11 protein-coding genes are annotated in these 13,297 nt (G+C 66.6%); 7 read left to right on the top strand and 4 right to left on the bottom strand.

Annotation, left to right across the window (positions count from 1 at the left end; genetic code table 11):
* Positions 1 to 191 precede the first annotated feature (191 nt).
* From BSQ44_RS04490 to BSQ44_RS04480, 3 genes are read right to left on the bottom strand one after another with little or no spacing between them, the layout of a single operon-like run.
* Positions 192 to 968, bottom strand: a complete 777-nt coding sequence (locus BSQ44_RS04490) for a fumarylacetoacetate hydrolase family protein (protein ID WP_072602136.1) — start codon at positions 966 to 968, stop codon at positions 192 to 194.
* A 1-nt stretch (position 969) separates the two neighbouring features.
* Positions 970 to 1,902 carry a DUF6807 family protein gene (locus tag BSQ44_RS04485; protein ID WP_072602135.1) on the bottom strand — a complete coding sequence of 311 codons (933 nt, stop codon included), beginning with the start codon at positions 1,900 to 1,902 and terminating at the stop codon, positions 970 to 972.
* A complete protein-coding gene (locus BSQ44_RS04480; RefSeq protein ID WP_072602134.1) occupies positions 1,902 to 2,627 on the bottom strand; it encodes a GntR family transcriptional regulator in 726 nt (241 codons plus the stop codon). The genes BSQ44_RS04485 and BSQ44_RS04480 overlap by 1 nt, the downstream gene beginning before the upstream one ends.
* 94 nt (positions 2,628 to 2,721) lie before the next feature.
* On the opposite strand from BSQ44_RS04480, the gene BSQ44_RS04475 reads away from it, so the two are divergent.
* The 7 genes from BSQ44_RS04475 to BSQ44_RS04445 all read left to right on the top strand — a co-directional run bounded on the left by BSQ44_RS04475 (position 2,722) and on the right by BSQ44_RS04445 (position 11,642).
* On the top strand, positions 2,722 to 3,756 hold the full coding sequence (locus tag BSQ44_RS04475; RefSeq protein WP_072602133.1) for a TRAP transporter substrate-binding protein: 1,035 nt from the start codon (positions 2,722 to 2,724) through the stop codon (positions 3,754 to 3,756).
* A 27-nt stretch (positions 3,757 to 3,783) separates the two neighbouring features.
* Positions 3,784 to 5,640 carry a TRAP transporter large permease gene (locus BSQ44_RS04470; protein ID WP_235633345.1) on the top strand — a complete coding sequence of 619 codons (1,857 nt, stop codon included), beginning with the start codon at positions 3,784 to 3,786 and terminating at the stop codon, positions 5,638 to 5,640.
* Between the two features lie 22 nt (positions 5,641 to 5,662).
* Positions 5,663 to 6,688 carry a Gfo/Idh/MocA family protein gene (locus BSQ44_RS04465; protein WP_072602131.1) on the top strand — a complete coding sequence of 342 codons (1,026 nt, stop codon included), beginning with the start codon at positions 5,663 to 5,665 and terminating at the stop codon, positions 6,686 to 6,688.
* Positions 6,685 to 7,698 (top strand): Gfo/Idh/MocA family protein, encoded by a 1,014-nt coding sequence (locus tag BSQ44_RS04460; RefSeq protein ID WP_072602130.1) that lies wholly within the window; start codon positions 6,685 to 6,687, stop codon positions 7,696 to 7,698. Before BSQ44_RS04465 ends, BSQ44_RS04460 begins: the two co-directional genes overlap by 4 nt.
* 216 nt (positions 7,699 to 7,914) lie before the next feature.
* Positions 7,915 to 9,321, top strand: coding sequence for an MmgE/PrpD family protein (locus BSQ44_RS04455; RefSeq protein ID WP_072602129.1), 1,407 nt, complete (start codon positions 7,915 to 7,917; stop codon positions 9,319 to 9,321).
* Between the two features lie 19 nt (positions 9,322 to 9,340).
* Positions 9,341 to 10,513 (top strand): acyl-CoA dehydrogenase family protein, encoded by a 1,173-nt coding sequence (locus BSQ44_RS04450; protein ID WP_072602128.1) that lies wholly within the window; start codon positions 9,341 to 9,343, stop codon positions 10,511 to 10,513.
* 10 nt (positions 10,514 to 10,523) lie between these two features.
* Positions 10,524 to 11,642, top strand: a complete 1,119-nt coding sequence (locus BSQ44_RS04445; RefSeq protein WP_072602127.1) for a CaiB/BaiF CoA transferase family protein — start codon at positions 10,524 to 10,526, stop codon at positions 11,640 to 11,642.
* Between the two features lie 51 nt (positions 11,643 to 11,693).
* On the opposite strand, the gene BSQ44_RS04440 is transcribed toward BSQ44_RS04445, so the two are convergent.
* The gene (locus tag BSQ44_RS04440) at positions 11,694 to 13,292 is read right to left on the bottom strand and encodes a hydantoinase B/oxoprolinase family protein (RefSeq protein ID WP_210187920.1); all 1,599 of its coding nucleotides are present in this window, start codon (positions 13,290 to 13,292) and stop codon (positions 11,694 to 11,696) included.
* Positions 13,293 to 13,297: the final 5 nt, after the last annotated feature.

The following is a 13,297-nucleotide window of genomic DNA, read 5'->3' as shown; positions in this document are numbered from 1 at the left end:
CGAACAGCTCAACCACGGCCCAGAAAGTCCCGCCCTTCGGCGCCTCGCCTTCCAGGCCCTGAAGAATGGTAATGGCTTCGCGGATGTACACCGCTTCGATCGCGCGAATGCGGCGGATGCGAAGAGCACGCGCCCCCCGCCGAAGAGTTCCGCCGCGTGCGCGATCACCACCGCCAGGCTGCCATGTGCGGCTAGTTCGTCGGCTCTGCGACGACCGGATTCGTCAGGACGCCGATTCCGTCGGCGAAGATTTCCACCACATCGCCCGGCACGATCGGGCCGACGCCCGAGGGCGTGCCGGTGATGATAACGTCGCCGGGCAAAAGCGTGATCGCGCTGCTGAGATAAGCCACGAGATCGCGCACCGAGAACAGGAGGTCGGCCGTCGAACTCTCCTGCCGCTGCTCGCCATTGACGCGTGCGCCGAGCCGGATGGCGGCAGGGTCGAGGCCGGTGGCGATGACCGGGCCGAGCGGGCAGAAGCCGTCGAAACCCTTTCCGACCAGCAGCGCACCCTGGTCCATCTCGGTCTTCTGGATCACCCGCTCGCTGACATCGTTGGCGAGCGTATAGCCGAGCACGTGGTCGAGTGCGTCGGCTTCTGCGATCCGGCGTCCGCCGCGTCCGATAACCACCGCGAGTTCGGCCTCGAAATGCACGAGCTTCGCTTCCGTGGGATAGACGATCGGCTCCCCGGGGCCGATGACGGATGTCGACGGCTTCATGAACAGCAAGGGTGTGGTCGGCGTCTTCGCTCCCGATTCGGCGATGTGGGCGACGTAGTTCAAGCCGACGCCGAAGACGCGCGGGGCCGCGACGGGCGCGAGCAGGCGCACGTCGGACAGCGGGTCGCTCCGGCCGGTGCGCACGATCGCCGCGAACGGATCGCCGTCGAGTTGATGGACCACGTCCTGCTCGAGCACGCCGTAGCCGCGCCGTCCGTCTTTTTCGATGCGCGCGATGTGCATGTCAGTCCGTCTCCTCCAGAATGCTCTCGATCTCGTCCAGGTCCGGCTCGCCGTCATGCACGAGTACCGTATAGCGCGAGGAAAATGCATGCTGCGCATCCAGTTCCAGCGGTACGGCGCGGAAGGGGCCGACCGTCACCACGCCCCAGTCGGCGACGAACCAGAACGGTCGACGCCCGGCCAGCGGATGCGGGATCACGGTGACGCCTGCATTGTGGCCGCCGCCGACGGGCCCGGTGAAATCGACCCATCGCGCGCCCTCTCCGCACAATGCCTCACCTCCCTGTCGCCCCCGGTCGTCGCGCACGAGACCGCCGTTGGCCGCGATCATGCCGTCGGCGACGCGGACGTTGAAGTAGGCGTGTCGCGTCGGACCGAGCCTCAGCGGGGCCTCGCCGGCAAGGAGCGTGGAGGTGACGTCGATCCGGTGCCGTACCGTGCCCGGTTCAACCGCATAGGAGCGCCGCTCGCGTGCCACCAGCCGGCCCGCGTCTGCACCCCACTCCACCGGCCCGCGCCACTCCAGTTCCTGGACGATCTCGAAGCGGCCGTCCTCCAGGCGCGTGCCGGAGACCTCCGTCTCCCGGATCTGGCCCGGAGCCCGCCCCTGGAAGACCTCGTCGACGTAGAAATTATAGGTGTATTCCTCCACCGTGCCGCCGGCAGCGGGCATCTGCGCGTGAACATGGTCGGCACCGATCCACATCGAGGCGTGGTGCGGGTGATCGGCCGGGCGCTCGGAGGTGACGGCGAAGCCCGCCGGGGTATAGAGCGGAAAGACGTAGGCGCGATGCTGGCCCTGCGTCAGCGCCAGCACCGGCTTTCCGCCCGCGAAGAGGCGTCGCCGATGGGTGCGTGCCCACGCGCCCTTCGGCAGGTCGATCGTCTCGGCATCGAGCGAGTATGAAGTCACCACGCCCTCCCTGTCCGCCATCAACCTTCGTCCCGCGAAACCAGGCCGCGGCTGTGTTCGGGCAGTTCGGTGTCGGAAAACAGCTCGGGATTGGCCTCCGCGATGCGCGGCAGGGCGAGCAGGATTTCGCGCAGGTGGCGCCGCATCGCGGCCTCGGCGCCTTCGGCGTCGCGCGCCTCCAGCCGTTCGACGATCTCGCTGTGCTGGCTGATCAGCAGCGGCATCGGCGAGGCCGCGGGGAGGCTGAGATAGCGCACGCGGTCCGTCTGGATGCGCGCGCTCTCCACGACGCGCCACGCGTAGTCGCACTCCACGATTTCGGCGATCGCGCGGTGGAAGGCCTCGTCACACTGGTTGAAGCGCCAGTAGTCGTCCGCGGCTGCGGCCGCCTCCTGTTCGCCGAGGCAGCGCCGCAAGGTCTCGACGTGGTGCGGCTTCGCGAGCCGGCCCGCATCGCGGGTGATGTCGGCTTCTATCGCCTCGCGCACGAAGCGGGCGTTGGCGACCGCGCGAACGGAAATCTTCATCACGAAGGTGCCACGGCTCGGGCGGATCTCCACCAGCCCGGCTTCCGAGAGCTTGATGAAGGCTTCCCGCACCGGCTGCCGACTGACCCCGTAGCGCAGCGCGATGTCCTTCTCCGACAGGGCTTCGCCGGGACGCAACCGCATGTCGGCGATGCTCTGCCTCAAAGCAGCCACGAGTTGAGGCGCGATGGGATCCGTCTGCCGCAGCCTCACATTCATACCAATCCGAGCCTTGTCTTCGAAGTGCGAGCTTGTATCATACCGGTATGGTGCCATACCGCAACGGGATGGCCTTACGGTGGGAGGAACAGGCATGAACCGGAACAAGGGATTGGATTTTCACATCAACCGCCGCACGCTCGTGAAGGCCGGCGCCGCCGCATTGGCAATGCCGGCAGTCTTTGCCAGCGCGCGCGCCCAGGAGAAATACGTCGCCAAGATCGCCCACACCGAGGCGGTCGGTTCGCCGCTGACAAATGCTTTCGAGGCATGGACCAAGACGCTCAACGAAAAGAGCGACGGGCGCATCGAGGCCCAGCACTTCCCGGCCGGCCAGCTCGGCAAGCTCGGAGACCTTCTCGAGGGAAGCCGCATCGGAACAATCCAGGTCACGACGGCGGGTCCCGACTCGGAGGAGGCGATCGCGCCGGAGATCGCAGCTTTTGGCGGCGCGCCCGGCTTCATCTACAAGGACGAAGCCCATGTCGACGCGGTGCTGCAGGGGCCGCTCGGTGAGGAAGCTTCACGCATCGCGCGCGAGAAGACCGGCGTCGAGTTTGTCGCTTATGGCGAGACGGGCTTCCGCCACGTCCTGTCCAAGACGCCGGTCACGGACCTCGACTCGCTTAAGGGAATGAAGATCCGCGTGCCGGAACTGCGAATCTGGGTCGATTTCTGGAAGCTGCTCGGCGCCAATCCGACGCCCCTGCCCTACACCGAGCAGTATTCGGCGCTTTCGACGGGCATCATCGATGCACTCGATTCCGACCTCTATTCGATCATCGGCTTCAAGTGGTACGAGCAGGCCAAGAACCTGACCCTGACCTACCACTGGTTCCTCCCGAAGGCCGTCCGCGTCAACGCGGCATGGCTGGATTCCATGCCGGCCGACCTGCAGGAACTGGTCCGCACGTCCGCCAAGGAGCATTTTGCCGAACAGCGCAAGGTCAATCGCGCCAACACGGAGAAGGCGCTGGAGGAACTGAAGTCGCTGGGCGTGGAAGTGCACAGGCTGTCGGACGAACAACGCGCGAAATGGGCCGAACTCACCGAGCCGCTTTTCGCGGATTTCGGCTCCAAGAGCCCCGAAACCCAGCAGATGATCGACAAGATCCGCGCTCTCGGCTGACGGGTACGGCAAACAGCGAGAACCCTGGTGTCCCTGCATGAACGGACCGCCGCGCCTTCGGGCGCGGCGCAGCGCTTCTTCGGCCTCTTCGACGCGGGGCTGGAAGCCGCGACCGTGCTTCTGATGCTCGCGGCCGCCTGCATCGCCAGCCTACAGGTCTTCTGCCGCTACGTCCTGCAGGCGGCGCTGGCCTGGCCGGAGGAGGTTTCGCTATGGGCCTTCTCCTGGGGGGTCTTCCTCGGCACCGCGGTGCTGATCGGCCGCAACGGCCACATCGCGATCGACCTGTTGTCGCGGTTCATGCCGCCGCGGGTCCGGGCGTGGCACACCTTCTTCACCGCCAGCGTGGTCGCCGCGGCATCGGTGATGCTGGTGATCCATGGCTACGACTACATGACCCGAACGATGGCTGTGTCGCCGGCCATGCAATGGCCGATCCGCTATCTCTTCCTTGCCGTTCCCGTCGGCGGGGTCCTCAATCTCGTCTATCTCCTGCGCCGGCCGGACATCCCGCTCGCGCAGGGCATCGCCACGCTGCTCGCGGGCGGCGTGCTCTACGTCGCGGTGCGCTATGGGGCGCCATACGTCTACGGCGAGAGCGGCAGCGCCGGGGTGCTGATGGTCGTCGGCCTCATGCTGATCCTGCTGGAGGTGCCCGTCGCCTTCGCGCTCTGCTTCGGCGCCTTCGCGGCCTTTTCCCCGCTCGGCGATACGATGCTTCTGATCGTCTCGCAGAACCTCGCCTCCGCGCTCAACTCCTTCACGCTGCTCGCCATCCCCTTCTTCATCATGGCGGCAGCGATCATGAATGCCGGCGGCATCACGACCAAGCTCGTCGACCTCGCCACGCATCTGGTGGGACATTTGCGCGGCGGTCTCGGACAGGCCAACGTCGTCACCAATACGCTGCTGGCGGGCGTTTCCGGCTCCTCCTCGGCCGATGCGTCGGCAATCGCCAAACTGCTCGTGCCGGAGATGGAGAAACGCGGCTATGCGCGCGCCTTCTCCTGCGCCTTGACGAGTGCCGCCTCCACGCTCGCCAACCTGATCCCGCCGAGCCTGGGGCTGATCATTTATGCCGCCCTCGCCTCCGTCTCGGTTGGCGCGCTCTTCGTCGCCACCATCGTGCCGGGCCTGATGGCCGCATCGGCGCTGGCGCTTGTGGTCTACATCGTGTCGCGGCGCAGGGGTTATGGCGCCGACATTCCGCGATCGACGGGGCGCCAGCGGCTCGGTGCACTCTGGGCCGCGATTCCCGCGCTGGTCCTGCCGCTCGTCATCGTCGGGGGCGTCCGCTTCGGTGTCTTCACGGCGACTGAAGCTGGCGCGATGGCCTTCCTGTTCGCGATCTTCACCGGCGCGCTGATCTACCGGCGGCTGACGGCGACGAACTTCGTCGCGGCGTTGCGCGAGGCGACCTCCGACACCGTGGCCGTGGCGATCATCATCGCGGCGGCGGCGCCGTTTGCCTGGATCCTGACCTTCGAGCAGGCGCCGCAGAAGATCGCCGCAGCGCTCGGCGAACTGACGTCGAGCCCCTACGTGCTTCTCCTGCTGATCAATCTCTTCCTGCTGGTCATCGGGCTTTTCATGGAGATGATCGCGGCGCTGGTCATCCTCGTGCCGATCCTGGTGCCGATGGTGGTGGCGGCGGGCTTCGATCCGATCCAGTTCGGCATCGTGCTGGTGCTCAACCTCGTCATCGGCGCCCTCACCCCGCCGCTCGGCATGCTGGTCTTCATCACCTCGCGCGTCGGGCAGGCCGACATCGGCGCGGTCTTCCGCGCGGTGCTGCCCTTCCTGGGCGCGCTGCTGGTGGTGCTCCTGCTCATCACGTATGTACCCTTCCTCACCCTCGGGCCGCTCCACTGGTTCGGCCCCTGACGAAACGAAGCCTGGAGCGGGAATGAAGACACGCATCGCCATCGTTGGCCTAGGCATGGCCGTGACGCCGCACGCCAAGGGTCTCGTGGACCTTGCAGACGAGGTCGAGGTCGCACACGCCTTCAGCCCGAGCGCCGAGCGTCGGGAAGCCTTCGGCGAGCGGTTTTCCTTCCCGCTATGCGACAGCCTCGACACCATTCTCGCGGACGACACGGTCGATGCGGTCGCCGTCTTCACGCCGGCCAACACCCATCGTGACATCGCGCTGCAATGCGCCGCAGCGGGCAAGCACGTGCTGATGGAAAAGCCGCTCGACATCACCACCGCGCGCGCAGTCGAACTCGTCGACGGCTGCCGCGCCGCCGGCGTGACGCTCGGCGTCGTCCTGCAGCACCGCTTCCGCCCGGCCGGACGCAAGCTCGCGGAAATCCTCGCCGCGGGCGATCTCGGCCGCATCGTCGGCTGTTCCACCGTGATCCGCCTGTGGCGGCCACAGGGCTACTACGACGAGCCGGGCCGCGGCTCTTTCGCCCGCGACGGAGGCGGGGTGCTGATCTCGCAGGGGATCCACACGCTGGACCTGATGCTGAGCCTCGCCGGTCCGATCGACGAAGTGGTCGGCTATGCAACGACGACGCCCGTGCATCGCATGGAGACCGAGGACATGGTCTGCGCGGCGGCGAAGTTCGAGAACGGCGCCCTCGGCACAATCGACGCCACGACGGCGGCCTATCCGGGCTTTCCTGAACGCATCGAGATCGCCTGCGAGAAGGGCACGGCAGCGCTGGCGGGCACGTCGCTGGTCGTGCAGTTCCAGGACGGCAGGCGCGTCGAGATCGCGCCGGACGAGAGTGCCGGCGGCACCGGCGCCGACCCGATGGCCTTCCCGCACGACTACCATCGCTCGGTCATGGCGGATTTCGTCGAGGCTATCCGCACAGGCCGCGAGCCTAAGGTTACCGGCGAGGAAGCGCTCAAGGTCCACCGGCTGATAGACGCACTGATCAAGGCCGGCTCGAGCAGTGGACCAGTCAGGGTGGAACGATGACCGAACCGCTCCGTTTCGCCGCGATCGGCCTCGACCATCGCCACATCTACCACATGGTCGGCGAACTCCTCGCCGAGGGCGCTGTCTGCGCCGGCTTCTGCCCCGAGACCAGCGATCCGCGCGTGCTGGAAGGCTTTCGCGAGCGTTTTCCCGACCTCGCGCCCGTCGAGCGCGAGCGGCTGTTCGACGATCCGTCAGTGAATATCGTGCTCAGCGCCGCGATCCCGCGCGACCGGCCGGGTATTGCCACCCGGGCGATGCGGGCAGGCAAGGACGTCATGGTCGACAAGCCGGGCGCCACGACCCTCGATCAGGTCGAGGCGATCGGCAAGGTCGCGGCGGAGACCGGGCGCATCTTCTCGATATGCTTTTCCGAGCGCTTCATCGTGCGGGCCTGCGAAGCGGCGACCCGGCTGGTCGAGGCCGGCGAGATCGGCCGCGTCGTACAGACGGTCGGGCTTGGTCCGCACCGGCTCAACCGCCCGATCCGGCCCGGCTGGTTCTTCGAGCACGCCGCCCATGGCGGCATCCTCGTCGACATCGCCTCGCACCAGATCGACCAGTTCCTGTTCTTCACCGGCGCCGAAGATGCGACGATCGTCTCCAGCGCGGTCGCCAACCACAATCTGCCGGACGTTCCGGACTTCGAGGACTACGGGGAGATACTGCTGCGTTCGAAGGACGCTTCCGGATTCATTCGGGTGGACTGGTTCACGCCCGACGGGCTGGACGCCTGGGGCGACGGCCGTCTCTTCCTGCTCGGCACCGAAGGCTACATCGAGCTTCGGAAATACATCGACATCGCCGGCCGCAAAGGCGCCGACCATCTCTTCCTGTCGAACGGCAAGGGAACGGGCCACATCGATGCAAGCGGAGAACCGCTGACCTACTTCCGTAGATTCCTCGACGACGTCCGCGAGCGGACGGCGACGGCGATGCCCGAAGGCCACGCGCTGACGGTCACCCGCCTTGCAATCCAGGCACAGGCAGCCGCATCCACGGTCGGATAGACGGCAGCTCGGTGTCTCCGGCCAAGTGCCGCGATGCGAACCCATCGCCTTCGCATGGGCAGGCCACGGCTTCTGTTGCCGTCCCGTTCATCTCCATCGAAAACATCTTTCCGAAATGACGAATTGCGATCGGCGACACCGCGTGCTGGATACCTGTCGTCCGGGGCGGCTCGCGGCGGGAGCGAATGCCGTCATTCATCCAGCGGAGGAAAAATCATGAGCGACGAGAAGAACGGACATCCCGGCGCGGAACTCGCCACGTTCGCCGCGACGCTGCGCTATGAAGACATCCCCGCCGATGTCGTGGACCGCGCTGTCGATCTGTTCGTCGACTGGGTCGGCTCGGCGCTCGCCGGCAAAGGTGTGCGCCCTGTCGAGATCATGGCGGGTTTCGGCCGGTCCATGGGACCCGGCAGCGGGCCTTGCGAGATCCTGATCGATCGCTCGACCTCCTCTCCGATCTTCGCCGCGCTCGTGAACGGGGCTTCCTCGCACGTGGCGGAGCAGGACGACGTCCACAACGGCTCGGTATTTCATCCTGCGGCCGTGGTGTTCCCCGCCGCGCTGGCGCTGGCGCAGGCGAACCGCGCATCGGGGCGTGAATTCATCACGGCGGCCGTCGCCGGCTACGAAGTGGGAATCCGGGTCGGCGAGTTCCTCGGCCGTTCGCACTACAAGATCTTCCATACCACCGGCACCGCCGGTACCGTCGCCGCTGCCGCGGCTGCGGGGCGGCTGCTGGGCCTCTCCCCCGAGGCCATGCTCGATGCCTTCGGCTCGGCGGGAACGCAGGCCGCGGGCCTGTGGGAATTCCTGCGCGACGGCGCGGATTCCAAGCCGCTCCACACCGGAAAGGCCGCCGCCAACGGGCTGACCGCCGCATGCCTGGCGAAGGACGGGTTCACCGGCGCGAAGCAGATCCTGGAGGGTCTCCAAGGCATGGCGGCCGGCATGTCGAGCGATGCCGATCCGGCCCGCCTGACCGACGGGCTCGGCAGCCGCTGGGCATTGGCCGAGACATCATTCAAGTTCCACGCCTCCTGCCGGCATACCCATCCGGCGGCGGATGCGCTCTTGAAGGCGATACAGGAGAACGGGTTGGCGATGTCCGACATCGCCAACGTCACCGCGCGCGTGCACCAGGGCGCCATCGACGTGCTCGGACCTGTCGTGCGGCCTTCGAGCGTCCACCAGGCGAAGTTCTCCATGGGAACGACGCTCGGCCTTATCGCCGCCTTCGGGCGCGCCGGCATGAACGAGTTCGACCAGGCCTATGCTCGCCAGGACGTGGCGGCCTTCCGCGACTGCGTGACCATGGAATTGGACGCAGAAGTGGACACGGCCTATCCGGCCCGGTGGATCGGAAAGGTGTCGGTGAAGACGGTGGACGGACGGCATGTCGAGGCCCGGGTGGACGAACCTAAGGGTGACCCCGGCAACACGCTCAGCCGCGAGGAGATCGAGACCAAGGTGCGCGGGCTGGCGGCATTTGCGGGCGCGGCGGCACCGGCCGAACTGGACGCGCTACTACCGCGGCTCTGGGCCATCGGGGAAGACGAGGCGGTCGGCACGTTGATGCCGGCTGGCGAAGAAGCACGCGCCGGCATGGCCGCGGAAAGATGACGGGGACGAACGGGCAGGCATGACGATCAAGGATCTTCCGCAGGGCGACGAGATCGCCCAGATCAGGCAGAGCGTACGCAAGCTGTGCGACAGTTTCGCGCCCGACTACTGGCGCAAGCTCGACCGCGAAAACGCCTACCCGAGCGACTTCGTGAGCGCGCTGTCGGAGGCCGGATATCTCTCCGTGCTCATCCCCGAGGAGTATGGCGGCTCCGGCCTGCCGCTTTCGGCCGCCGCGGCGATCCTTGAGGAAGTCCAGCGCGCCGGGGCGAACGGCGCGGCCTGCCATGCGCAGATGTACATCATGGGCGCGCTGCTGCGGCACGGCAGCGAAGCGCAGAAGCAGGAATACCTGCCGCGCATCGCATCCGGCGAACTACGCCTCCAGGCCTTCGGGGTGACCGAGCCGACCAGCGGGACCGACACCACCTCGATCAAGACCTTCGCCAGGCGCGAGGGCGACACCTATGTGGTCAACGGCCAGAAGGTCTGGACTTCGCGCGCCGAGCATTCCGACCTGATGCTGCTTCTCGCCCGCACCACCGCCAAGGAAGACGCAGCCAAGCGCACCGACGGCATGTCGGTGTTCATCGTCGACATGCGCGAGGCGTTGAAATCGGGCATGACGATCAAGCCGATCCGCACGATGATGAACCACTCCACCACCGAGGTCTTTTTCGACAACGTGCGCGTGCAGGCCGAGAACCTGATCGGCGAGGAAGGCAAGGGGTTCCGCTACATTCTCTCCGGCATGAACGCCGAGCGCATCCTCATCGCGGCCGAATGCATCGGCGACGCCAAGTGGTTCATCGAGAAGGCCTCGGCTTATGCGAGCGAACGTTCGGTGTTCGGCCGTCCGATCGGGCAGAACCAGGGTGTGCAGTTTCCCATCGCGCGCGCCTATGCGCAGATGCGCGCGGCGGAACTGATGGTGCAGCAGGCAGCACAGCTGTTCGAGAGCGGGCAGGATTGCGGAGAGCAGGCCAACATGGCCAAGATGCTAGCGGCCGAAGCCTCCTGGGCGGCGGCGGAGGCCTGCGTGCAGACCCATGGCGGGTTCGGTTTCGCGGAGGAATACGACATCGAACGCAAGTTCCGCGAGACGCGTCTCTACCAGGTGGCGCCGATCTCCACCAACCTGATCCTGAGCTACCTTTCCGAGCACGTGCTCGGAATGCCGCGCTCCTACTGAGGCCGGCGCGATGCTGCCTCTGGATGGACTCCTGGTCGTCGCCATCGAACAGGCGGTCGCGGCGCCTACCTGCACGCTGCGGCTCGCCGACGCCGGAGCGCGCGTCATCAAGATCGAGAAGGCCGAGGGCGAGACGGCCCGGCACTACGACAAGGCCGTGCACGGCACCAGCGCCTATTTCGCCTGGCTGAACCGCGGCAAGGAGAGCGCGGTCCTCGACATCAAGGACGAGGCCGACCGCGCCTTGGTCGAGAAGATGGTGGCCAGAGCCGACGTCTTCATCCAGAATCTCGCGCCGGGTGCGGCGCAGCGGCTCGGGCTCGGCGCGGCGGACGTCGTCTCGCGCCATCCGCGCCTGATCGCAGTCGACATCGTCGGCTACCGGCAGGACAGCTCCGCCCGGAACATGCGCGCCTACGACATGCTGATCCAGGCCGAGAGCGGCGTGTGCTCGGTCACCGGCACGCCCGGCACACCGGTGAAGGTCGGGGTCTCCATCGCCGACGTCATGACCGGCATGAACGCGCATGCGGCTATCCTGGAAGCGCTAGTCGAGCGGTCGATCACCGGCAAGGGCAAGGCAATCGAGATCGCCATGTTCGACACCATGGCCGATATGATGAGCGTGCCGCTGCTCCACCACGACTACGGCGGCAAGGCGACGCCCCGGAGCGGGCTGGAGCATGCCGCGATCTATCCCTATTGCGCGGTGACATGCGCCGACGGCGAGATCGTCATCGTGGTGCAGAACCCCGGCGAGTGGCGCCGGCTGTGCACGGGGGTGCTGGAACGGCCGGACCTGATCGACGACCCGCTCTACCGCGACAACCCGAGCCGCGTCGAAAACCGCAAGGCGCTTGGCGAGATCATGGCCGGCATATTCGGCGCCATGACGCGCGCCGAGGCGATCGCGAAGCTCGAAGCCAACAAACTCGCATGGTCGAACGTTTCGACCGTGGAGGACCTTTCGGGCCATGCGGCGCTGCGGCGGACCACGCTGGAAACGCCCGGCGGATCCTTCGATGGCGTCGCCTCCCCCGTGCGGCGCGAGATCAAGGGCGGTCCCGTTCCGGCGCTCGGTGCGCACACGGAAAGCCTGCGGCGGGAGTTCGGAAGTTCGGGAGAGTGAACTCGCCCTGGGCAGACAGGTAGACGAAAATCGTCGACTACCACGGTTCCTCTACGGGCGCGAGCGAGGGTCTGCTCCCCAGCCACCGCCGTTGGCCGTTTCGATGAGGATTTCGTCTCCCGGTTTCAGCTGCACTCCGCTGGCGAAGGTGAGACGATCGGTGCTGCCCTCGGGGCGCGTGACGGTGAGGCCGTTCACTCCGCCGTCGCCGCCGCCGTTCGAACCCCAGACCGGCTGCTTCGCGCGGCTGTAGCCGGCGGAGAGCGTCGCCGGAGCGCGCAGGCGGTAGCGCGTCTGCAACCCCTTTCCGCCCGAATGCAGCCCGGCGCCTTCGCCGCTCTCGCGGAGGCGCTTAAACCCCACGTCGATGCCGTAGCGCGTTTCGCAGATTTCGACCGGACAGTTGAAGGTCTCGCCGTGACTTGCGGAGTACATGGCGTCCAGGCCGTCTCGGCCGGCGGTCGCGCCCCAGCCGCCCATCTGCGGTTCGACCATGGTGAAGCGTCGCCCGGTGTCGGGATGGATCCCTGCAATGACGGTCCCGCAGATCGAGCCGAAATGGCCGGCAGGCAGTCGCTCGGGCAATGCCTTGGCCATGCAGCGCCAGAGCATGTCGTAGAGCCTGATGCGCGTCTCGAAGTAGTAGCCGTGCGGCGCGTTGCCGGTCGCATGGAAAATGGTGCCCGGTTCTGTCCTGACCTCCAGTGCTCGGAAGGAGCCGGAATTGGCAAAAAGTGTCGGGTCGGTGAGTGCCTTGAAGATCATCTGCGCGGAGATGACCGCGCCGTCCCGGCTGGTGTTGTAGGGCGCTTCGCGCTGCCTTGGGTTGCCGGTGAGATCGACTATGAAGCGTTCCTTCGAAACGGTGATCGCGGCGTGCCAGACCGCGCCGTCGTCCTGCGTTTCGTCGATTTCGTAGGTGCCTTCGGGCAGTTCGGCCAGTCCAGCAAGCCCGCGGCGCTCGCCCTCTTCGAACAGGTCGGCCAGAGCGGCGCGATAGGCATCCGCCCCGTAGCTCTCGACGAGTTGCCGGATCCGCGTCTCGGCCTTGCGGCTGGCGGCAACCTGCGCCCACAGATCGCCCTGGACAAAGTCCGGCAGACGCGAGTTGGCGGTGATGATGTCGAACACGGAGCGCAGCAGCTCTCCTTTCTCGAACAATCGCACCGCCGGCAGCCGCAGACCTTCCTGGAAGATCTCGGTGACGTCGACCGCCATCGAGCCCGGCGTTTTGCCGCCAATATCGTTCCAGTGCGCGATCGAAGCCGTCCATGCCACGAGTTCGCCCTGTGCGAACACCGGCAGCGCGATGACGACGTCGTTGAGATGCGTCACCCCGCCGTAATAGGGATCGTTGGTTACGAAGCAGTCCCCGTCGCGAATGTTCTCCGGCCCGTGCAGTTCGATGATCCGCTTCACCGCCTTGTCGAGCACGCCGACGAAAGTCGGTATGCCCGCTCCCGACGAAACCAGTTCGCCCTGCGCATCGGTGATGCCCGTGCCAACGTCGAGCACTTCGTAGATGATCGGGCTCATCGCCGTCTTGTTGAGCACGGCGAACATCTCGTCGGCCGCCGCGATCAGGCTCGACTGGATGACGGAGACGGTGATCGGGTCGATGGGGTCCGCCCCTGGATGTCGATGCTGCACTGCTT

Source organism: Aquibium oceanicum (genome assembly GCF_001889605.1).
GTDB classification, from domain to species: Bacteria; Pseudomonadota; Alphaproteobacteria; order Rhizobiales; family Rhizobiaceae; genus Aquibium; species Aquibium oceanicum.
Note: the sequence above shows the minus strand (reverse complement) of the source record. Positions and strands in the feature narration are given on the sequence as shown.